The 20,788-nt window shown below is 64.1% G+C and carries 23 protein-coding genes and 1 pseudogene; 8 read left to right on the top strand and 16 right to left on the bottom strand.

Annotation, left to right across the window (positions count from 1 at the left end; all coding sequences use genetic code 11):
- Positions 1-264: 264 nt before the first annotated feature.
- Both AC3WQR_RS29970 and AC3WQR_RS29965 read right to left on the bottom strand, forming a co-directional pair.
- On the bottom strand, positions 265-1,182 hold the full coding sequence (locus AC3WQR_RS29970) for a hypothetical protein (protein ID WP_492745609.1): 918 nt from the start codon (positions 1,180-1,182) through the stop codon (positions 265-267).
- 1,583 nt (positions 1,183-2,765) lie between these two features.
- Positions 2,766-3,665 carry a LysR family transcriptional regulator gene (locus AC3WQR_RS29965; protein WP_139701819.1) on the bottom strand — a complete coding sequence of 300 codons (900 nt, stop codon included), beginning with the start codon at positions 3,663-3,665 and terminating at the stop codon, positions 2,766-2,768.
- A 99-nt stretch (positions 3,666-3,764) separates the two neighbouring features.
- Here AC3WQR_RS29965 and AC3WQR_RS29960 point away from each other — a divergent pair, with 99 nt between their 5' ends.
- From AC3WQR_RS29960 to AC3WQR_RS29950, 3 genes are all read left to right on the top strand, one after another.
- On the top strand, positions 3,765-4,094 hold the full coding sequence (locus tag AC3WQR_RS29960; protein ID WP_062472395.1) for a nuclear transport factor 2 family protein: 330 nt from the start codon (positions 3,765-3,767) through the stop codon (positions 4,092-4,094).
- Positions 4,091-4,873, top strand: a complete 783-nt coding sequence (locus tag AC3WQR_RS29955) for an SDR family oxidoreductase (protein WP_062472393.1) — start codon at positions 4,091-4,093, stop codon at positions 4,871-4,873. Before AC3WQR_RS29960 ends, AC3WQR_RS29955 begins: the two co-directional genes overlap by 4 nt.
- A gap of 266 nt (positions 4,874-5,139) precedes the next feature.
- Positions 5,140-5,919, top strand: coding sequence for an alpha/beta fold hydrolase (locus AC3WQR_RS29950; RefSeq protein ID WP_139701817.1), 780 nt, complete (start codon positions 5,140-5,142; stop codon positions 5,917-5,919).
- A gap of 861 nt (positions 5,920-6,780) precedes the next feature.
- Here the strand turns inward: AC3WQR_RS29950 and AC3WQR_RS29945 are convergent.
- A complete protein-coding gene (locus AC3WQR_RS29945; RefSeq protein WP_139701815.1) occupies positions 6,781-7,269 on the bottom strand; it encodes a hemerythrin domain-containing protein in 489 nt (162 codons plus the stop codon).
- Between the two features lie 233 nt (positions 7,270-7,502).
- On the opposite strand from AC3WQR_RS29945, the gene AC3WQR_RS29940 reads away from it, so the two are divergent.
- On the top strand, positions 7,503-7,721 hold the full coding sequence (locus AC3WQR_RS29940) for a hypothetical protein (protein WP_062472384.1): 219 nt from the start codon (positions 7,503-7,505) through the stop codon (positions 7,719-7,721).
- Positions 7,722-7,863: 142 nt separating this feature from the next.
- Here AC3WQR_RS29940 and AC3WQR_RS29935 read toward each other — a convergent pair whose 3' ends face one another.
- The 7 genes from AC3WQR_RS29935 to AC3WQR_RS29905 are packed head-to-tail and all read right to left on the bottom strand — an operon-like array spanning position 7,864 to position 13,138.
- Positions 7,864-8,301 (bottom strand): ester cyclase, encoded by a 438-nt coding sequence (locus tag AC3WQR_RS29935; protein ID WP_223301248.1) that lies wholly within the window; start codon positions 8,299-8,301, stop codon positions 7,864-7,866.
- A 41-nt stretch (positions 8,302-8,342) separates the two neighbouring features.
- Positions 8,343-8,897: a VOC family protein gene (locus tag AC3WQR_RS29930; RefSeq protein WP_159277297.1), complete on the bottom strand. Its 555-nt coding sequence runs from the start codon at positions 8,895-8,897 to the stop codon at positions 8,343-8,345.
- A 23-nt stretch (positions 8,898-8,920) separates the two neighbouring features.
- A complete protein-coding gene (locus AC3WQR_RS29925; protein WP_070059279.1) occupies positions 8,921-9,688 on the bottom strand; it encodes an SDR family NAD(P)-dependent oxidoreductase in 768 nt (255 codons plus the stop codon).
- Positions 9,681-10,652 (bottom strand): Bug family tripartite tricarboxylate transporter substrate binding protein, encoded by a 972-nt coding sequence (locus AC3WQR_RS29920; protein WP_095744404.1) that lies wholly within the window; start codon positions 10,650-10,652, stop codon positions 9,681-9,683. The genes AC3WQR_RS29925 and AC3WQR_RS29920 overlap by 8 nt, the downstream gene beginning before the upstream one ends.
- Positions 10,653-10,689: 37 nt before the next feature.
- Positions 10,690-11,472 carry an SDR family NAD(P)-dependent oxidoreductase gene (locus AC3WQR_RS29915; protein WP_492745605.1) on the bottom strand — a complete coding sequence of 261 codons (783 nt, stop codon included), beginning with the start codon at positions 11,470-11,472 and terminating at the stop codon, positions 10,690-10,692.
- The gene (locus AC3WQR_RS29910) at positions 11,469-12,521 is read right to left on the bottom strand and encodes a LacI family DNA-binding transcriptional regulator (protein ID WP_492745602.1); all 1,053 of its coding nucleotides are present in this window, start codon (positions 12,519-12,521) and stop codon (positions 11,469-11,471) included. Before AC3WQR_RS29910 ends, AC3WQR_RS29915 begins: the two co-directional genes overlap by 4 nt.
- Positions 12,518-13,138: a carboxymuconolactone decarboxylase family protein gene (locus AC3WQR_RS29905; RefSeq protein WP_159277295.1), complete on the bottom strand. Its 621-nt coding sequence runs from the start codon at positions 13,136-13,138 to the stop codon at positions 12,518-12,520. The genes AC3WQR_RS29910 and AC3WQR_RS29905 overlap by 4 nt, the downstream gene beginning before the upstream one ends.
- Before the next feature lie 790 nt (positions 13,139-13,928).
- Between AC3WQR_RS29905 and AC3WQR_RS29900 the strand changes: the two genes are divergently transcribed.
- From AC3WQR_RS29900 to AC3WQR_RS29890, 3 genes are all read left to right on the top strand, one after another.
- A complete protein-coding gene (locus tag AC3WQR_RS29900; protein WP_062472362.1) occupies positions 13,929-14,264 on the top strand; it encodes a hypothetical protein in 336 nt (111 codons plus the stop codon).
- Between the two features lie 50 nt (positions 14,265-14,314).
- Positions 14,315-14,752 (top strand): Hsp20/alpha crystallin family protein, encoded by a 438-nt coding sequence (locus AC3WQR_RS29895; RefSeq protein ID WP_062472360.1) that lies wholly within the window; start codon positions 14,315-14,317, stop codon positions 14,750-14,752.
- A 63-nt stretch (positions 14,753-14,815) separates the two neighbouring features.
- Complete coding sequence (locus AC3WQR_RS29890) at positions 14,816-15,178, top strand: Hsp20/alpha crystallin family protein (RefSeq protein ID WP_070059545.1); 363 nt, start codon at positions 14,816-14,818, stop codon at positions 15,176-15,178.
- Between the two features lie 198 nt (positions 15,179-15,376).
- Here the strand turns inward: AC3WQR_RS29890 and AC3WQR_RS29885 are convergent.
- The 5 genes and pseudogenes from AC3WQR_RS29885 to AC3WQR_RS29865 all read right to left on the bottom strand — a co-directional run.
- Positions 15,377-15,523 (bottom strand): annotated as a pseudogene (locus AC3WQR_RS29885) (IS3 family transposase); the annotation flags it as partial.
- A 99-nt stretch (positions 15,524-15,622) separates the two neighbouring features.
- Complete coding sequence (locus AC3WQR_RS29880; protein WP_095744407.1) at positions 15,623-15,895, bottom strand: hypothetical protein; 273 nt, start codon at positions 15,893-15,895, stop codon at positions 15,623-15,625.
- Between the two features lie 10 nt (positions 15,896-15,905).
- Entirely contained in the window at positions 15,906-16,214 is a 309-nt protein-coding gene (locus AC3WQR_RS29875; protein ID WP_139701812.1) for a hypothetical protein, read from the bottom strand.
- A gap of 227 nt (positions 16,215-16,441) precedes the next feature.
- Positions 16,442-17,245, bottom strand: a complete 804-nt coding sequence (locus tag AC3WQR_RS29870; RefSeq protein WP_070059271.1) for an alpha/beta fold hydrolase — start codon at positions 17,243-17,245, stop codon at positions 16,442-16,444.
- Positions 17,246-17,263: 18 nt separating this feature from the next.
- On the bottom strand, positions 17,264-18,235 hold the full coding sequence (locus tag AC3WQR_RS29865) for a Bug family tripartite tricarboxylate transporter substrate binding protein (RefSeq protein ID WP_216850713.1): 972 nt from the start codon (positions 18,233-18,235) through the stop codon (positions 17,264-17,266).
- A gap of 116 nt (positions 18,236-18,351) precedes the next feature.
- On the opposite strand from AC3WQR_RS29865, the gene AC3WQR_RS29860 reads away from it, so the two are divergent.
- Positions 18,352-19,287, top strand: coding sequence for a LysR family transcriptional regulator (locus AC3WQR_RS29860; protein ID WP_159277292.1), 936 nt, complete (start codon positions 18,352-18,354; stop codon positions 19,285-19,287).
- A gap of 325 nt (positions 19,288-19,612) precedes the next feature.
- Here AC3WQR_RS29860 and AC3WQR_RS29855 read toward each other — a convergent pair whose 3' ends face one another.
- Positions 19,613-20,506, bottom strand: coding sequence for a LysR family transcriptional regulator (locus AC3WQR_RS29855; RefSeq protein WP_139701809.1), 894 nt, complete (start codon positions 20,504-20,506; stop codon positions 19,613-19,615).
- Between the last annotated feature and the right edge of the window lie 282 nt (positions 20,507-20,788).

Genomic DNA, 20,788 nt, shown 5'->3' with positions numbered 1-20,788 from the left:
GAAGCCTTCAGGCTCACAAAGCGGGTGGGTCAGTATTCAATGGAAATCTCGGGTCAGAGATCGATGGAATCCAACATTGGTGATAGCACGCGGTCCCGTTGAGCGAGGATGGAGAACGAACCATGTAGTACCTCAGAGTGGTTAAAAAATCGGCTTTTCAAAGAGGCGAAGTCGCACTCTTGGAAGCCGTTTCTCAGTGTCTGAGGAGACATGGAAATTTAGCGATAAGCGTCCTAAATATCCTGAATATCCAAGAAATCCAGATCACTGCCCTGTAGCGTTTGCGCGCGGAGTTTCCGAGGGGCGCTTGCGCCGTAACCGACCTCGGATAGTTTCTCGATCGAGAGTCTTTCGCCCCCATTTCCGATGAATCTCAATAGTCGAGCCCTGCCCGCTGATCTTTTCGAAGTCGATTAGTTTCGTGGTGCTCGATTGTTCAATGAACATCGCGATAACTCGATCAAGAATGGTGGCATCTTTCGCATCTGTTAGTCGGTCAAGGTTATATGCGATGAGAAAGTCAATCAGATCGTCAACAGTCTTCTGCGGCTTCATCTCCGATGAGTGATGCGTAATTCGGTGATCTCCTACTTTAGATTCAGTAGTGTTTGTAGGCGACTCGTCGCGAAGCTCGGGAGCGGGCTCGGGGGTATCTATGCCGTGCTCTTTGAGATATCGCTTGGCATCCTCCCGGCTAATGTAAATATTCAGTCCGACCTTCATGGCTGGAATGAGATGACGATCAAATGCCTGAAGCACTCCGCGGCGCAGCCACTCCTGCATTTGATCCAAGTGCCTGCTCGAAATATTCACAGCCTGGAACGCGGCTTTTGCCTGATCCTGTTCAGTGGGCAGGTAGGGGCGCCATGTCGGCGCCTTGGGATGCAGCTTCCATTGCTCTCGAAAAAGAGCTCGAGCACTTGCGTCGCTCGTAATGGTTAGAGGAAGAAGATCAGGAAGGATTTCTCGTAGCAACTTGCGATCTTCGGCGGTGAGTGGAGCGCTCGTCTCCATATCTCCGTCTTGAATCCTGATGTCAGCGACCTTGAAATCGAGGAGCCCTTCCACAAGGGTAGCGTGAGGGTCGGCGGCGAGAGCGACGATGGCATGGGCGATATTCCTGCTGAGCAGATATGTATCGACGAGGTCTCCTTCAGGAGGTCTTACGGACAGGCGTTGCATGGAATGAAATTTGGCTGCACGCGTGCGGCCAGACTGGAAAAGATGTTCTGGGTTTGGATCCTGCGCAAGCAAGCAGCGCCGAATAGAGGGGCTGAAATGACAGGCGTGTGGAGCACGATCACATTGTCGCGGGAACTACTGCCGCGCCATCCTGATGGCATGAGGAGCCGGCTTCATCGGCCATGCGACCGCCACGGCCTGATCCGACAGCGAGACCAGCTACAACGCCGGACACTTTCAAAGGTGTCCGGCTTTTGTGTTTTCTCCTCTGGAGAGAGCCGTTCTATCGTCCGATCGATTCCGCAGAAGTATGCCCAACAAGGTGTCTTTGAAACCGGCAGCAGCCCAGACTTTCGGCAACCGAGCGCTCCCCGAGCTCGAAACCGGATTCCCAGGAATATCGGGCGGCATCTTCTCGACGCAGATAGGTTCCCGGGGCCGGGGATAGGGCCTTCGTCCGCGAGGCTGTAAAGATCTGCAGTTTCTCGCGTGTCACCCAGGCCTGAAGGGCTCTTCGGCCATAGACCGAGAAAATAGCCGCATTACCCGATGCTGAGTACCGCCCTGGCGCTGAGCCTTCGGCCGCAGCAATGGGCTGGCGACACCGTGACGGCGTCGGGCGCCGCAGTGCACGACGGCGCCGCGGCTATCAACGACGATAGCAAGGCCCCATGAGGTAAAGGCGCGTTCGTCACCTACGATCTCGATACTCCACACGGATGACTAGGGGGAAGATGCTGCAGGAGGTCGAAGGACTGGATGGGAACGGGCTTTTCAACGCAGAGCCCAGAAGCCTTGAAGTCTGAGGGGTCTGAGGGGTCTGAGGGGGCGAGCCGTTCGTGTCCGGGCGTTCAGTGGGCGGCGCGCCGACGCGGCGGTTCAATGCCAGGCAAGGTGCTTTTTCGCGCGGCCGACGTGGCGGTAGATGGCATGGCTGCCCTGGCGCTTTTTGGCAGCTGGATGGGGCGGCAGCTGCTTTGAATGGTGGAACTCAGCTTGGAGGTCGTGCGCCGGGCCGCTGAGTACTGACGGGTCTCGTCCAGTGCTGAAGATGGGCAATCCACGCCGCCATGCCAGATCGGCCCCGGGAGAGCCGGTGGCATGAAACACGAGACACTGCACTCCGAACAGCCAGCGGCGATAGGGGGTTCAGCGTTTGAGTTCTCGCTGGCTCAGTGCGTGCAAACGATGTCGTACGCCATCGTTGTCGATGCCTGCTTCAGACTGGTTGCAGTCAGTCGGTATGGCCCGCTGAACGTCTGCTGTGCGTCTCAATCGAGTCCTCCGGCAGCGCGTCGATCCGCCTCGCCGCGGCGGCAAGGCGGACGGATCTGCGCCGCTCAATCGACGCTCGCTCAGATTTCCGTCTGCTCCGAGATCTCTAGGGAACGTCTGATCAAGTCCGCCGATGAACGATCGAAACGTTGATCACGCCTCGCAGCCGGAGATTGCCAAGCTGCTCACGAGCCATGCGGAGTTCCGGCTGCCCGGCTCCTATCCGCGGAAATATTGAAGTCACCATCGAGCGACGCCGGCAGGGCCTGCCCGGCCCCCGGTCCGATCGCCGGGAAGAGAAAGTCCGCTCAGGGGTCTTTCTCCAGCATGCAGTCGATGAAGGCGCGCAGTGCGGCAGGGAAGTGGCGCCGGCTGGGGTGGTACAGGAACAGGCCAGGCCTTGCAATCGACCAGTCGGCGAGAACCTCCACCAGCCGCTTCTGGGCGAGCAGTGCATCGACGCGTTCGCGATCGAAGGCATAGACGATCCCCAGCCCTTGGAGTGCCGCAGCGACGCCAGTGTCCGAGTGGTTGGTGACCAAGGGTCCTTCCACCGCCACTTCGATCCGCTTGCCCTTTTTTTCGAACTCCCAGCGGTAGGCACTCCCGTCGCCCTGCAGGCGCCAGTTGATGCAGGCGTGGCCGTGCAGGTCGGCGGGGGACCGCGGTTTGCCGCGACGCTCCAGATAGTCCGGGGATGCCACGGCCACCATCTTCACGTCCGGCGTCAAGCGCACTGCGATCATGTCCTTCTCCAGCTTGCCCCCGACGCGGATGCCCGCATCGAAGCGACCGGCGACGATGTCGCTCAGGCCGTTGTCGACCACGATGTCCAGTGTCACTTCCGGGTGCGTCCGGTGAAACCGGCCCAGCCGGGGGCCGATCACCTGCCAGGCGGCCATGCCGAGGGTGTTGATGCGCAGCGTGCCGCGCGTCTGACCCGCCATCGCGCTGGCTTCATTCACCGCATCGGCCATGTCCCGGAAGAGCGGCGCGATGCGCCCGTACAACTGCGCCCCGGTAGCGGTGGGGGCCACGCTGCGGGTCGTGCGGTTCAGCAGCCGCGTACCCAGCCGCGTTTCCAGCTGTCGGATGGTCTGACTCAGCGCCGAAGCAGACAGCCCCAGATGCTCGGCGGCGCGGGCAAAGCTCGCGCGTTCCACCACGGCAGCAAAGGCCTTGAGCTCGGCAAACTCCGATCCGCGCATTCTGTATTTCCTTCTACATAGCTCGTGAAGATTCTAGGCGATTCACTTATTGATGATCGACGCGCATCCTGAGGTCTTCACATCCAAGGAGTCGTCACCATGAGTACCCTGATCCTTCCCGCTCCGATCGCCGCCTACTTCGCGGCCGATCGGCAGAACGCCGAGGCCCTGGCCCGCTGTTTCACGCCTCAAGCCATCGTGAAGGACGAGGGCCGCACACACACCGGCCGCCGCGCCATCCAGGAATGGAAGAGCGCGACATCCACGCAGTACGCGTACACGGTCGAGCCATTTGCGCTGGACCACGCGGGGGAGTTCCAGGTCGTGCGGGCGCACGTGGCCGGCAATTTTCCCGGCAGTCCGGTCGATCTTCGATATCGCTTTCGCCTCGAACGCGGCCTGATTGCGTCGCTGGAGATCACGGCATGAGCTTCGATCTTCAACTCCAGGGCCAGCGCGCGCTGGTCACCGGCGGCACCAAAGGCGTTGGCGCCGCCGTCGTTCAAGGCCTGCGCGACGCCGGTGTGCAGGTGATGACCACGGCCCGCGCCGCGCCCGCGCGGCCCATCGGGGGCGTGGTCCATGTGACCGCCGATCTGGCGACGGCTGAAGGCGCCGCCAAGGTGGCGCACTCGGTGCTCGGGCATTGGGGCGGCCTCGACATCCTGGTGCATGTGGTCGGCGGCTCCAGCGCACCGGGCGGCGGCTTCGCGGCCCTGGACGATGCCCAGTGGTTCGCCGAACTGAACCAGAACCTCATGCCGGCCGTGCGGCTCGATCGTGCGCTGCTGCCCGCCATGCTCGCGCAGGGCTCTGGCGTCATCGTCCACGTCAGCTCGATCCAGCGCCTGCTGCCACTGCCGGAATCGACGACCGCGTATGCGGCGGCCAAGGCGGCCTTGTCCACCTACAGCAAGGCGTTGTCGAAAGAGGTGACGCCCAAGGGCGTGCGCGTGCTGCGCGTGTCGCCTGGATGGATCGAGACCGAAGCGTCGGTGGCGCTGGCCGATCGCCTGGCCCACCAGGCCGGCACGGATTACGAGGGTGGCAAGCAGATCATCATGCAATCGCTCGGCGGCATTCCGCTGGGTCGACCGGCCAGGCCGCAGGAAGTTGCCGACTTGATCACGTTCCTTGTGTCACCCCGGGCGGGCTCGATCTCAGGGTCGGAACACCTGATCGATGGCGGGACCGTCCCGACGGTCTAGGCAAGGCCGCGGCCATCACCGGCACGGTACGAAAGCAGCTGGCTGCACACGCGTGCGATGGCGAGGGACTGCGTGCGTGGCAACGCCTCCCGCGCGCCATTCGGACCGGACAGCTTTATTGCGCATCTGCAGCGTGTCACGAAACGCAGTTTTGAAGAACAGCAATTCTTGCGCGCAAAGCTTCAACTTTGGCGTGATATTCGCAACCCTGTTCAATACGTTCTTTCCTACCATTTCGCTTCTCCCATCCACTCACAGGACATCCCATGAACTCACTGATTCGCAAGCTTTTGATCGCAGCTGCGACAACCGCCAGCATCGTCGGTCCCGGTGGCGGCGCCCATGCCCAACAGGTGCAGGCGAAAAACGTCGTGCTGGTGCATGGCGCCTTTGCCGATGGTTCGGGCTGGCGCGGCGTCTATGACGAGCTCATCGGCCGAGGCTACCGGGTCACCATCGTTCAGAACCCGCTGACGTCTCTGGCCGACGACGTGGCGGCGACGCAGCGCGCGCTCGCGCGCCAGGACGGTCCTACTATCCTCGTGGGTCACTCGTGGGGGGGCACGGTCATCACCGAAGCGGGCATCCATCCGAAGGTGGTGGGTCTTGTCTATGTCTCCGCGCTGTCGCCCGACGCCGGCGAGACCACAAGCGAACAGTACGCGGGATTCACGGCCCCCGACTTCGTGATCGACACGCAGTCGGACGGATTCGGATTCGTCAATCGGGAGAAGTTCAAGATCGGCTTCGCCGGCGATGCCAGCGATGCGGACGCCGCGTTCCTGCGTGATTCGCAGGTGCCGATCAACATGTCGGTGTTTGCGACCAAGCTCAATCACGCCGCATGGCGGACCAAGCCAAGCTGGGCGGTGATCGCGACCGAGGACAGGGCCTTCGACGTCCGGATGTTGCACAAGATGGCCAAGCGCATCGGCGCCACGGTTCAGGAGGTCAAGGCAAGCCATGCGGTATTCATGACCCAGCCGAAGGCAGTCGCCGACGTGATCGATCGAGCTGCCAGGGAGGGAGGGCGCCGGGCCCAGTGATTCCCTTGAATGCGAGATGGCCGTTGCGCGCTCGCTTCGTCTAAAGCTTGGCCATCAGCTCTCGAAGCTTCACTTCGTCAGAAGCAATCGCAGCAAGTTCCAGCGGGGTGCGTCTTTGGCTGCCATCCAGCTTCCGCGGACGAAAGTCGATGACGCAGATTGACCCGAGTGCAAAGCCGTCGGTGTCATGGACCGGCGCCCCTGCATAGAAGCGAAAATGGGGGGTACTGGCGACCCCAAGGTTGCAGACTTGCACGGCTCGGCCGTTCACTATCTCGAAGGACGCTGCGGCGTCCCCCAACCGCACGCGGTTCAAGAAGTTTGTGACTGCGAGCCTGCCGGGCCACGTGCCACCGGATAACCAGCCACCCGCCGAATTTGCGAGGACGGTCCTCGAGCTCAGGGCCAACCAGCGTGGGTGGAAATTGGTGCCCGTACTCAGCCCCTGACCGCGGAATTGGCTCCGGCGTTCGGTCTCGCTGCCCCATTGGGCGCGCCCGGAGCATCAGTGCGGTGGACGATGGCGCATCCCATCCAGTTCTCTGGAGCTGGCCGGTTGAGCATCTTGAAGGGCCAGGGCTCGATCGATGGAGCGCCGCGAAAACACTTGCGATTGCCCGCAGTTCATGCAGCGATACATCTGAACCCGGGGTAACAGGCGAAGCCATGCCTGCCCCGGGACACTTTCCAGATGCTTGATGTTGCACGAGCATGCAAAGTACGGAAGCTTCATCGCGATACCGGGTGGGCGCAACATTCCTGTGGAATTGCGAAGTTGCGGCTTGGTGAGGGCCAGCATTGACGGCTGCGTCTTTGCGAAGGGGCGGCGGAACGCTTCCAGGAAGGGGGCCTAGGGGTAGTCTAGGCCGTGAGGGCCATGTCCGCCATCAATTCTTCTTTGCGAGTGGTGAGTTGCTCGCGCATGGCAACCAGGTCGAGTCCCCGCGCGGCACGCGCTTTGGGGAACATCTCGTTGCGCTCTTCCTTGACGTGGTGGTCGATGTACTCGCCCAGGACCTTCACCTTCGCATCGAACATCTCATCGACTTCGGTCGAATCCTGGATCTGCGCAATTAAGTCTTTGGCGCTCGCATGTTCAACCTCGGCTTCGTCGAGCAGTTCAGTTTCCTTGATGGCTTCGCGCACTGCTGGATAGAGGATCTCTTCTTCGAGTTGCGTGTGAACGGTCAACTCCATGCAGATCTGCAGTGCAAGATCTCGCTTCTTCTCCGAGGCGCTGGCAGCTTTTGAGCTGGCAAGCTCCTCGTAGGCGGCGAACATCTTCTTGACGTTCTTGTGATCGGTGTCGAGTAGCGAGCATGCATCGGGTTCATGGCGCTTGGCTGTCATCGGGGTCTCCTGGTCGGTGGGTCCCCAACATCTCAGGGGTGGGTGCTTGTGGGCGTAGGACGGCGTCGCTGCGGGAAGCCGTCAATGTGCTGAGGCTCTCCGGTGCGTGAACTGTGGGCTCAGCCCCAGGAGCGGGAGAAGTCCGTTCTGCTCATGGAAGAGAGAAGGGCCTTGCGGGGATTGAGGGAGGTCCTTTGACCTAAACTGAGCCGCTTCGAGAAAGGGAGCGCTTCATGCCGATGGATTTCCTCAAGAAGGTCGAACACGAAACGTTGCCGCTGACCGTGACCGACCCCATGGACATCCGCAACGTCGCGGTGCTGGTTGCCGCGGGGCTTGTCGAGGCGATCCTTCCAGAAGAGGCTGAAGCCCATGACCTGCCAGCGGTTGTTCTGCGAATCACGCCTCATGGCCGGGGCGAGCTTGAGCGGATGCGCGACAGGCCGCTGTGAGAGCCTGCGCAGCGCAGGAGAAACATCACTCGGTGTTGAGTGCAAGCCGCCAAGACGATAGCGCACAGCCAGTGAGCAGGAGGTTGGGTGGCTTCCCGCCTCCTCTCGACGCGCGCAGCCGAGGCGAAGCGCGAGAGGGTCGTCAGATCAACCCGAGCGCGCGCAGCTTCGCATCGGGTGCGGAGTAGGGCCGCTCGCACACGATCTTGTCGGAGCCTGGTGCGAACTCGAAGCTCGCCGCCAGGCGGATGCGAAATTTCCGGCCGGTGGCATCGAACACCTTGCCGTTGGCTTGCAGCGGCCCGAGGTGCGTTCCGCTGAGCCAGAACTCGACCAGTACCGTGTCCTGGTCGGCGGCGATGGCGATGATCTCGTTGGCCAGGTCGGGAAAGGGCGTGCGCGAGCTGCGGAAATAGCCGCGCACTTCTTCCTCGCCGTCGAACACCACGCCGCTGCCGTGCATCTCGTAGCGGGGATGCTCGAAGGTGTCGATCACCGCATCCCACTCCTGCGTGCACTCGAGCGCCATGTGATCGCGTACCGTCTTGATGCGTGCCGCTTGAAGGGTTGTGGTCTGCACGGAATCTCCTGCTGGTTGCTGAGCGGGGTATGCCATGGCCGTCATGGCGTGGGCGCGGCGCCGGTTGCGCCCATGCGGCGTATCGGATCCTTGCCGTCCCACCCTTCGGCTGCACGCCGGATCTGATGGAAGTACTCGCCCTTGCCGCCGGCCATCTCGGAGATTTCGAACATGCCACTGGGCAGGTCGGGATGGACGAAGTAGGCGAAGCGCCCCCGCATCCCCATGCGGCCGCTGTGCCCCTCCATGTAGCCCATCGACAGCAGGTGTTGCACGGCCTTGTCGAAGCCGTCGTCGGTCCAGTAGGCCAGGTGCTGGGCGCCCTCGCCGCCGCGGCGCAGCGAATCGAGGTAAAGCGACGGTGCGTCGTCGCGCTGCTGGATCAGTTCGATCTGCAGGTCGCCGGAATTGGCCAGTGCAATGGACAACCTGGGCAGGCGCGAGGGCTTGCCGTAGTAGGTGAACTCGGTCGTGCCGACTTCTTCCTTGTAGAACCACGGACCCACGCCCAGCGTGCGTGACCAGTGGGCCATGGCCTTCTCAATGTCGTGGACGACATAGCCGACCTGGCGGGCGCCGCCGAACAGCATGCTCATTGAATGGACTCCTTGGGGCGTGGTCAGCGCATGTACGCGCCGCCGTTGACGTCGAGCGTTGCGCCGGTCACGAAGGACGACAGGTCGCTTGCCAGGTACAGGCACGCGCCCGCGATGTCTTCGGGCTGGCCGACACGGCTCAGTGGAAAGGTCTTGCCCAGCGCGTGCTTGTTGTCGTCGGAGTTCGCGCCGCGCGAGAAGTCCGTCATGATCAAGCCCGGCGTGATGGCGTTGGCGCGAATGCCTTGGGGGCCCAGTTCCTTGGCCATGGCGCGCATGAGGCCCAGCACGCCGGCCTTGGCGGCGCAGTAGTGGCTGCCGCCGAACACGCCACCGCCTTGCTGCGCGGACATCGACGAGATGCAGATGATCGAGCCGCTGCGTTGTTCGATCATGGTGGGGATCACGCACTGCGACATCTGGAGGGTGCCGCGAAGGGCAATGCCCACGACCTGCTCGAAGTCCTCGGCGCTCACGTCCAGCACACCGCGTTTTTGTGTGATGGCAGCGTTGTTCACCAGCACGTCGATGCGGCCCGCCCATTGCAGCACGCGCGCCACGGCCGCCTTGCAGGCGCCGGCATCGCGCACATCGCAGCCGATGCCGATGTGCTCGACGCCGAGGGATTCGGCAGCGACCTGTGCCTGCCCTTCGTCGAGGTCGAGCAGCGCCACCCGGGCACCGTGGCGGGCGAACAGCCGTGCGGTCGCCAGGCCGATACCGCGCGCACGGGACGCACCGGTGATCAAGGCCACGCGGCCCTGCAGCAGGGGAAGGGCCGCGTCACTCATTGCTGATGTTCGCGGCCTTGGCGATCTGCCGCCAGCCCTCGATGTCTGCGGCGGTCATGGCGCGCAGTTCGTCGCCACCGACGAACGCGGCGGTGATGCCCAGGTCCAGAAGACGCGCCTTCACGTCCGGCATCTCGACGACCTGCTTCAGCGCGGCGGAGAGCTTGGCGACGATCGGCTTGGGGGTGCCCGCGGGTGCGTACAGCGCCCAGCGCAGCGCGCCCATGCGCTTGCCCGCGAAATCGATGCCTTCGTCGTCGTAGCTCGAGACGTCGGGCAGACTGGGCGAGCGCGAGGTGCAGGCGGTGATCGCCTTGACCTTGCCGGACTTGACCATCGGCGAGCCCGATGCCATGTCCACGTAGGCCAGCTTGACGTGGCCGCCCAGCATGTCGGTCTGGATCTGCACCACCGATTTGTAGGGGATGTGGCTCATCTGTGCCTGCGTGCGCAGATTGAAGAGCTCCCCGCAAAAGTGACCGGTCGAGGCGATGCCCCAGCTCGCGTATTGCACGCTGCCGGGCGACTTCCTGGCCAGCGCAATGAGCTCCTTGGCGTTGTTTGCCGGGAAGTCGTTGGTCGCGATAAGCAGGATAGAGGCGGTGCCGACCTGCCCGATGGGTGCGAAGTCCTTGACCGAGTCGTACGAGAGCTTGGGATTGCTCGCGGGCAGTAGCACGTGCGTGGTCGCGCCGCCCAGTCCGATCGTGTAGCCGTCGGCCGGCGCCTTGGCGACGAAGTCGGTGGCAATGGCACCGCTGGCGCCCGGCTTGTTGTCCATCACGAACACGCCCTTGACCAGGGGCGCCATCTTGTCGGCCAGGAGCCGGCCGAGCGCGTCGCCGCCACTGCCTGCGGCCGAGATCAGGACGAAGCGGATCGGCCGCGACGGATAGTCCGAGGGCGCCTGGGCATGGGCGGCGAATGCGAGGCCCGCGAGCGCGGCAATCCACAGTTTGCGCATGGTGTTGTCTCCTTGTCGTTGATGCTCGAATACCCGTCTACAGGGACAGTCCGCCGTCGACCACAAGCTCCAGGCCCGTCACGTAGCTCGATTCGTCGGAGGCGAGGAACAGCGCCGCGTTGGCCACGTCCCAGGCCGAGCCCTGGCGGCCCATGGGGCAGCGCGCGTTGCGTGCCTGTCGGCCGGCCTGCGCCTCTTGTTCGCTCTTGAAAAGGGCCGCGGCATGCGGCGTGTCGATCAGGCCCGGCACGATCACGTTGCAGCGCACCTGGTGCTGCGCGTACTGGCGCGCCACGACGCGCGTCATGTGGTTCAGTGCCGCCTTGGAGGTGCTGTACGACAGGAACTGCATCGGGCTCCACTTGCGGCTCGCGATGGAGGAGACGTTGATGATGGCGCCGCCGCCTTGTCGGATCATGTGAGGCACCACTTCGCGCGCCGTGAGCATGGGGCCCTTGAGGTTGATGGCGTGCACGCGGTCCCAGGACTCCTCCGTCACCTCGATCAGCTCGCCGAATTCCTCGATGCCGACGTTGTGGTGCAGCACGTCGATGCGGCCGAAGCGCGCCAGGCAGTGGTTCACCATCCGCTCGATCTGCTCGCTGCTGCGCACATCGGCCTCGAAGGCCTCGGCGATGCCGCCGATGTCATGAATGCGCCGCACCGACGTCGCCGCAGCTTCGGGCGACCGGTCGACGCAGATCACCGTCGCGCCTTCGCGGGCGAAGGTGACGGCGCAGGCGGCGCCGTTGCTGATGTCGGTGCCGATGGAGCCGGCGCCGACCACGATGGCCACCTTGTCCTTGAGACGCTGCGTCATGAGGCCGTTCTCGTTTTCTTGCGGACGGCAGCGGGTGCCTTGGCGACCGGACCGCAGGATTCGCGCAGCACCATCTGGGTGGTGAGCAGGATGCGCTCCTGCTCAAGGGGGGCTGTGCTGTCCAGCCGCCGCAGCAGCAGCTCGGCCACGGCGGTGCCGACCGCTTCCAGGTCCCAGGTCAGCGAGGTGATGGCGGGACTGAAAAGCTGCGACAGGTCGGTGTCGCCGATGCTGACGACACTGACGTCATCGGGCGCCAAACGGCCCGAGTGACGCAGTGCCTGCAGCACGCCCGACAGGATGCGGGTGCCCAGGCACAGGAAGGCCGTGGGCGCCGTGGGGGAGCCCAGCAGCGAGAGGGCCTCGCTGAAGGCGAAGTCCATCGCCGACTTCTCGGCGCGGATCAGCTTGGGGTCGGGCTGCAGACCACGCTCCAGATAGGCGTCCCTGTAGCCCATGATGCGCTCGCGACCCGGACGCAACACGCTGCCGGGCGTCAGCAGTGCGATGCGCGTATGACCGAGGTTCAGCAGGTAGCGCGTGGCCTGAAGCGCGCCGTGGTAGTGGTCAACGTGCACGCCCGCGTTGTTGCCCTGGAAGTCGCGATCGAGCGCGATCACCGGGCCGTGCGCCGCCAGCTGGTCGAGGTAGGCCGGGGTCTCGGCCTGGCAGGGACCGAGGATGAGCCCGTCCACGCGCCGGCGCCGGAACAGGTCGATCAGGGTTTTCTCGCGCTGGTCGTCGTTGTGGGTGCTGGCCACCAGCAGCGCATAGCCCGCCGTCAGCAGGCGCGATTCGACCGCCGTGATGATCCGCGCGTACAAGGGGTTGGCCAGATCCGACACCAGTAACCCGACCACGCCTGTCGAGCGGGTGCGCATGCTCTGCGCCACCGAATCCGGCGTGTAGCCGAGCTCGCGCGCCGCCTTGGTGACCGCTGCGATGGCCTGCTCGCTAACGCGCCCGCTGCGGTTCAGGGCCCGCGAGGCCGTTCCAATCGCAACGCCGGCGGCCTTGGCCACTTCGCGGATGGTGATCTTGGCCTTCATGCCGGCACTTTCGCCTGTGCAAGCGGGGCAGGGAAACGCTCGGCACCGGGCTCGAGCGGCACGGCCGCGCTGTTCAGGAACAGCGCGGCCATGTGATAGAAGCTCGACGCGAAGATCAGCTCGATCACCTGCTCCTGCGGCCAGCCCGCGCCAAGGGACTGCCAGGTCTGATCGGACACCGTGCAGTGGTGGTGCAGCTCATCCACCATGCGCACGATCAGGCGTTCCTTGTCGCTCCACAGGCCTGGCGACAGCGCATGCCAGTCGGCACTGCCGGTGAGCTCGCGCACCTGCGCGGCATCCAGGCCGCACCTGTCCGCGTAGATGCTGATGTGCATGCCCCATTCGTACTCGGACCGCGTGAGCGCGCCGGTGCGGATGATCGCGATCTCGCGGTCCCGTTCGGGCAGCGCGCACTGGAACAGCACCACATGTGCCATGGCCTGGAAGGCCGGGCCGAGCTTGCTGTGATTCGCGAGCGCCAGTCGAAGGTTCAGGGGTGACAGGCCCTTGAAGGCGGTGCTCTGCACGGCTGCTGCCACCTCGGGTTCGTAGGGGGGCGGCCGCAGTGGCAAGCGTGTGGAGGGTGCGAGAAAGGGCGATGCAGAACCGGTCATGACTGCAGTTTGCGGTGGGTGTGGAAACGTTTCTACAGTGATAACCCTGAATTCCCAAAACGAAGGAAATTACGAAGGAGAAAGAAGTGCCGAACGAATGAAAACGGTTCTACATCTTTCCACCGCCTTAGGATCGACTTCAGCCGGATGGCCTTCGCCCCGGAAACAGACGTGGTCCAGCGATGGGAATCCCTGCGACGCCGCGTGACGTCAAGGGCCGGCTCAAGCTGTTTGCAGATGGCCGTTGCGCGCTCGGCCAGCATCGGATGAGCTGCGCTGGACGCGACGCATGTCAGTCTCCGGCCAGCAACCGCTTTCGTTTTCCGGGTTGGGCCGAAGCTCTTGATGTCCGCACACCTGGCGCAGCCTGCTGCAGGCAGAGGGTGCCCGTCGAAAAACGGCTGACGCAGCGACCGCGGCCCCTGGAAAGTGCTTGACCCTCTCGCAACGGCACGGTCTAGGATGCCTTCAACTTGAGAGGGATGTTGCCCGAATACGCCCTGCAGAATCGACGCGCCCAGGCGCGTTAGCGCGTCGGTCCGGCCATTGCGCTGGCGTTCAAGAATCAGAAGTTGTCTGACATGCCTGCGTCGGCGCGGCGCGGTAGATTTTTGTCTCCGCGGCACCACCGCGGACTTGCTGTAAACCTCAACCCGGTCGCGTGCGGCCGGGTTTTTTTCGTGTCGGCCTGCGTCTCGCGCGGGTGTCGAAAACCGCCTCTTGAAAATCGATTCGGAGGCTCCTATGTTCGCTTGCGTCGGAAATTGGTCAACCGAAAAGGAGGTATTCAATGGCCATGAACTTGCTCAAGCAAATTGCCGGCTCTCGCTTGCCTGTCTCGTTCTATCGCACCGCGGACATCGATCAGGTGCGGGTGCTTCGGGCCGCCGGGCTCGTCGTTGCCCTGATCCCCGCGCCCTCGAACTCGCTCACGCTGTCTGGCTCCCCTTCGGCCGCCCAGGTGCTGGCCATCACGCAGAAGGGGCGCGAGGAGTTGGCGAAATTCTCGTACCCGCAGTCGCGCACCGCGCGCTGGCGACAGCGACCCTCCCGGATCTTTGCACGGCACCGCGCGGACAGCGATGGCGCTGCGCGGCCAACGGGCACGCACGGCCTGCCCCAGTGAGGGGCGGCTCGATTCTGTTCAGGTTCAATTGATTTGACAGGAGGTTTCCCATGTACCGATCTTTCTTCCCGCGCGACATGCTGGCCGAGATGGATCGCCTGCAACGGGACATGCAGCAGGCGTTCGATCTGTCACCCACCATTCGCGGTTACGGCAGCAACGGATTTCCCGCGTTGAACGTGGGCGCCACACCGCAGGCGCTGGAGATCTTCGCGTTCGCCCCCGGCGTCGACCCGGCCACGCTGGAGATCAACCTCGAGCGTGGTCTCATGACCATCGCGGGTGAGCGCAAGAGCCTGCTTCCCGATGCGCAGGCCAAGGCGGCCGTGCACATCAACGAGCGCTTCGAGGGGCCGTTTCGCCGCGTCCTCACTCTGCCGGACGATGCCGATCCAGAGGCCGTCGAGGCCCGGCTGCGCGACGGTGTACTGCGCATCACGGTCCGCCGCCGGGCCTCGGCACAGCCGCGGCGCATCGCTGTCCTGTGAAACAAGGAGGTGAACATCATGAGCAATGACGTACAGACCGCATCGCCCAGCGCGCCGGAACCCATGGATCGTGGGCAGGCGCCACGCTATCAGGGCGCGGCCCTCACACCGCCTGTCGACGTGGTGGAAGACGCCGGGGGCATCACGCTCTACGCCGATCTGCCCGGCGTGTCGCGCGACAAGCTGAATCTTCATGTCGAAGCGGAGACCTTGACCATCGAGGCGGAGTCGGGCCTGAGCGTGCCGGATGACCTGAAGACCAGCCACACCGAGGTCGGCCTGGGCCGGTTTCGCCGCGTCTTCACGCTCAGCAAGGAACTGGACACCGAGAAGGTGTCCGCCGAGCTGGCGCAGGGCGTGTTGAAACTGCGTATCCCCAAGGCCGAGCATGCCAAGCCGCGGCGAATCAATGTCGAGGTCGGATGAGTCGTAAGGCGAGGGCGCCCGCGGGCGCCCTCAAGAGAGCGTCAACCCGCGTGGGCGGCAAATGTGCAGCGCTTGCGCTCGCCGGCCGCCCGCGAAGGAGCGTCAGTCCAGACGGACGCCGTTCAGCTCCATCGTGATTGCTGACCGCCCCCGACCCGACAGCGGGCATGGTGGCGCGAGCCTGCTCGCTGACCCGGTTACCTTTCTGGCCGTGCGCTTAGTCTTCAGTGAACTGAAGAAGCTCTCCATGGCCGAGCTGCCCCAGACCTCGCCCGCACGGCTCATACTGCAGGAAATACTTGGTTCCTTGAGCAGCTCCTGGAAGTGCTCGCTGGTAACAGCGGACGGGCGGCGCCGACCGCCAATTCGGCGCCGACCGCCAATCAAAGGAATCCAGTTGTTCAATTAAGCAGCGCTGCGCGCCGGCCGTAGCTCACCCGCGCATCACCCCGGACTCGGCCGTGCATCGCCGGGCGCGGCAGCGCTCCGCGCGGACCCCGTGATCGCCCACACGTCGACCTTGGATTTTGCGAGGCGTCTCAGCCGGTCGCGGACTTCCTTGGTACGGCGGCCCTGGGTGCCGACGGCGAGCCGGGCCTTGAACTCGTCGTCGGCGAACAAGTCCGCGTGGCCGAAGATCTGGTCGCCGGCGCGGTCGACCTGGATCGCGATATTGAAGCCCCGGTAGGGGATGCGGCTGGACGTCTTCGAACGCATGGCGGCCTCCCTACATCAGGCGGGTGCGGATTGCGTGGGGCAGCTTCGCGCGCCACCGCGACGCGGCACCGCGCCACGGGCCCTGTGCGGCCACGGGGTAGTGGATGCGTTCGAGTTCGGCGCGGCCTTTTTCGGTGATGGCGAGCACCTGGGCGGCGTCGGGGCTGCCCGAGAGGGTGAGGGGATCCGACGGCGCGGGCGTCAGCGCGATCACGAGGCCGGCGGCCCGCAGCAGCTTGATCTGGTCGATCTCCGCCCGGGTCCGGAAGGTCGCCGGCAAGGGGGAGCCGGCAAGTTGTTTGAGCATGTCCATGGCCATGGCTTTGTCCTCCATTTCTCTACGACCAACTTGGAACGGGAGAAAAATAGGACGTCTCAGCAGCGTCTTCAAGGGGCGGTTGCGGAGCGCAAGGCAACAGAATGTATCGGAGCTTTCGAGCACAGGCGAGAGAAGAGCTCCGAGCTGCTCGCCAGCGTGGGCCGGGTCGTGAGCGCGCTTTTGCATGGAGGCAAGCTCCGAGATTCAGAAGTCGCTGCACAGCAGACCTAGGAGTCGGCGCGTCGTCTCAAGAAGTCGAACACCGTCTGATTGAACTCCAGCGGCTTCTCGAAGTACGCAGAATGCGCGGCCTCCTCGACGACAACGACCTCGCTTCCTGGCAGGCGCTGGCCGAGTTCGCGCATGACCGCCGGCGGAACAATCGGGTCTTCGGCGCCAACGAGAAACATCGTCGGGCAAGCCAGCTGGTCGATCTCAGCGACGGCAAGCAGGTTCTCGGGCTGGTTCAGACGCAGTACGGCCTCGCGCCAGGCTTCGGGCTCAATACTGTGAGCGCTCGGGTTGAAGTGGTTGATCTGCGCGTAAAGCGCTGCAAGCGCGGGCTGCGCCTTCAAGAACCAGGCGCCCAGCGAGCGCTGCTCGATGCTTACCGCGGAAACTGTCTTAAAGCGCCGCTCGATGCTGTCGACCAGCGTCGGGTGGTCGATGGCCAGCGACGTGTCGCAAGCGACGAACGCGGCGACGCGCTCGGGATGGCGCAGCGCGAGCCGCAGCCCGATCATCCCGCCAAGCGATTGGCCGACGACCGTCGCACGCTCGATGCCTTCGCGCGCCAGTACCGCCAAGGCATCGCCGACAAAGAGCTCCAGCGAGAACTCCTCCGGCGGCGCCACCGAACGACCGAAGCAGCGGATGTCCATCGTGAGACAGGTGTACTGCGGCGTGAAGGCCGGCAATTGCTGCCACCAGGTGGCGGCGTTCGATCCGGCTCCGTGCAGGAACAGGATCGCCGGGCCGGCGCCGTGGCGCTCGTAGTAGATGTCGCGTTTGTTCGATGTGACAAAAGGCATGAGGGATGGGCTTGGGTTTCAGTTGGCCTTGAGTTGCAGGCTGCGTGTGAGTGCACCCCAGCGCTCGGTATCGCTCTTGACGACGCGCGTGAACTCGTCGGGCGTCATCGTCATCGGCGTGATGCCTTCGGCGTCGAGCTTCTTTTGCAGCTCCGGCCTCGTCATCGCTTCGCGCACTGCTTCGTTGACCTTGCGCACGACTTCGGGCCGCGTCTTCCTCGGTGCCGACAGGCCCACCCAGGAGATCACCGTCAGCTGCTTGTAGCCCAGCTCCTCGAAAGTCGGAACCTGAGGGAGCTCGGGGCTGCGCTTCGGGCTGGACACCGCCAGCACCCTGAGCTTGCCGCTCTGGATGTACTGCATCGACCCGCTCGGCGGAATCACGGTGACAGCGACCTGGCCTCCCAGCACATCCATCAGCGCCGGCGCGCCGCCCTTGTAGGGGATGTGCACGAACGAGGTTTGTGTCGCCTTCTGCAGCAGTTCCATCAACAGATGGCCGGTGCTGCCGGCGCCCGAGCTCGCGTAGTTGATCGCGCCCGGCTCGCGTCTGGCGCGGGCGATCAGATCGGCGAAGGACTCGATGCCGGACTGGCTGTTGACCACCAGCCATTGCGCGCCGCCGCCGATCATTGCGACGTGGGTGAAGTCATTGACGATGTTGAAGGGCACGTTGTCGTACATGCCTTGGGCGATCGTGTTCACCATGCCCGTCATCGTGAGCGTGTAGCCGTCGGGTGGGGCCGCGGCGCCCGCCTGGGCGCCGATGATGTTGCCGGCACCAGGCTTGTTGTCGATCACCACCGGTTGTTTGAGCAACGACGCCAACTCCTGCGCAAGCGGTCGCATGGTGCGGTCGTAGGCGCCGCCGGGCGGGGTCGGCACGATCATTCGGATCGGCTTGGATGGCCAGACCTCGTCCTGCGCATGGGCCGAAAAGGCGCCGAGCAGGCAACAGACAACCGCGAGCAGCGGCCATTTTTTTTTCACGTTTTGTCTCCTGTCGCGTGGCTTGCTGCCCGCCGTTTGTGGAGTTGCCATCATTCCTGAGCAAGCCATCGGCGACAAATTAAAAATGACGCTCTTCCATTAGACTTTCCGATATCTTGAGCCATGACGCGTCCGTCCTCTTCAACCGCCTGCTCGCGCGCGGCAAGTTTCGGCATGTGCAGATCCTCTTGAAAGTGGCAGAGCTGGGCAGCCTCCAGCGGGCGGCGGACTCGATCGGCATGACGCAGTCGTCGGTGACCCAGGGCCTCGCGTACCTGGAACGGCTGCTGGAAGTTCAGCTCTTCGAGCGGCATGCGCGCGGCGCGCGACCCACGCAGGCGTGCGAAGACCTCTTGCCCGTTGCGCGTCGCATGCTGATCGGCGTCGCCGACGGCGCCGAGGTCGTCACCGCGCGACGGCAACGCATCGGCGGCGCCATCCGCCTCGTCGCCTCGGTCGGCGCGATGAACGGGCTCCTGCTCAACGTGCTGCCTCGCTTCGCGCAACGGCATCCGGATGTCACCGTTCACCTCTCGGAAGCCGAAGGGGACGATCAACTGCTGGCCATCGCACGTGGCGAGGCAGATCTCGTGGCATGCCGACGGCCTCCCGTGATCCCGGAAGGCTGGCAGTTCATGCCGGTGCGCGAAGATCGTTTCGCGGTCTTGGCGCGCGCAGACCATCCGCTGGCGCGCAAGCGTTCCCTGGGCTGGCCGCAACTCGCCGACGAGACCTGGCTACTCGCCCCCACGGGTTCGGCCGCCCGTGAGCGATTCGACGAATTGACCGCGAATCTGCCTCACCCGATCCGCACCTATCCGGTCGTCACTCGTTCAACGGCCATGTTGTGGTGGCTCTCGCAGCAAGAAAACCTACTGTCGTTCCTGCCGCTTAGCTTCGTGCGGCCTCTCCTCGATGCCGGTTTGCTGCGCGAGTTGAAGCTACGGCCGCTTTACATGCTCGAGCCACTCGGCTTGATGTTCCCGATCGCAGGACCGTTCGGGGCGTGGCGGCAACTGGTCGACTTTATGAACCCTGAAGTACCGCATTGACAGAGTTTGCGGTGGGCTCGCGGCGCTGCTGTCGATCTGCACCATGGCGCGTGGGGCCAGCCTCGGGTGCCTTGCAGGCAGCGTCCCCTCAGTGCGCGATATCGTGACGTCCTTGGTGTAGCCCGGCAATGAACAGAGGGGATTTGCTTGCAAGCCATGCTGCCTTCGACTGAACCCATGAGTAACTGCTCCGTCTCGCGTCGCTGCCGCGCGCCCCGATGTCCAAGGTTGGCGGCCGTGTCGATCGCGGAAGGGATGATGCCTTCGAGAAGGCCCGGGGGAGCATCAGCACCTTCGACGTTTGCGCCATCCACAACGATGCCGTTCACCCGCTGAGCATCCGCGTCGCGCCCTTGACCAGGGCGTTGTGCAACTCCTGCGTCACGCGCGACGCAGTCAGTACCACCAGCGGCACCATGATCCGCTCCCGCAGCGGCCTGGGCTGTACGCCCGCGTAGCGATGCAACGCAAAGGGCGCAGGCAGGCAGGTGCAGCCACGGCCGGCGCCGATCTGGGCGAAGACATGCAACGGATCGGGTGCTGGCGCCTCGGCCTTCGGCCGAAAGCCATGCGCCGTGTACTCGCGCGTGAACTCGTCGTACATGCGTGTGTTCACGCTGCGACTGAAGCGGAAGAATGGCGGCAGGGACTGCAGGTCCCGCACTGCAATGCGCCGCTGGCGCGCGAGATCCGACGTCGCAGGAACGAAGGCCATGAGGGGGACCTCATCGACCAGGTTGCCACGCAGGCGGTACATCGAAGCCGGCCAGAGCACGATGGCGGCATCCAGCTCGTTGCGCCGAAGGGCCGAGGCTGCGGCAATCGTCGTTGTCGTTTGTACGTCGATCCCGCTCGCATGCCCCGATTCCACCAAGCTCCGTTCCATTGCGGATAGTCGGTTCAAGTGAACCCAGTTCAGAACGCCCAGGCGAAGACGCGGCAGCTTGTTCGCGGACTGGGCCACATGCTCGAGCGTCGCGTCGAAACTGTGCATCAGCTCCGCGAAGCTGCGCATGGCCAGCTCTCCGGCGCTGGTCAGCCGCACGCCGTGCGTATTGCGCTCGAGCAGTTGCAGGCCCAGTTCAGCCTCCAGCTCTGCGATCTGCCGCGACAGGGGCGGCTGCGTGATGGCCAGCCGCTCCGCGGCGCGCCTGAAGTTGCGCTCCTCGGCAACGGCGAGGAAGTAGCGGATTTGGCGGACGGTGACTGGTCTGGTCATCCAAAAAAGGTATCACAAAAAACGCAATTCCCAGTGCGGCCAGCGCTGCCTACAGTCGCGGCCGCAACAAACCGTTGCTGGCCGCGTCGCCTGGGAATGGGCGCCGGCATTGCCTTTTTTGCACCTGACGATGACAACCAAGAAAAGCCCTCTTCCTTCGATATCCGCCTCCCTCTCTTCCCTGGCTCCTTCCCGTGGTCGCCGGAATTTCCTCGGTCGCGCATCCACGGCCGCGCTGTGGCTCGGTGCTCCTTCGCTGCTTGTCGCTTGCGGCGGAGGGGG

The organism is Variovorax sp. FW305-3-2-15-B-LB1, from assembly GCF_058787635.1.
The sequence above is the reverse complement of the archived record's forward strand: the minus strand, read 5'-3'. Positions and strand labels throughout refer to the sequence as shown.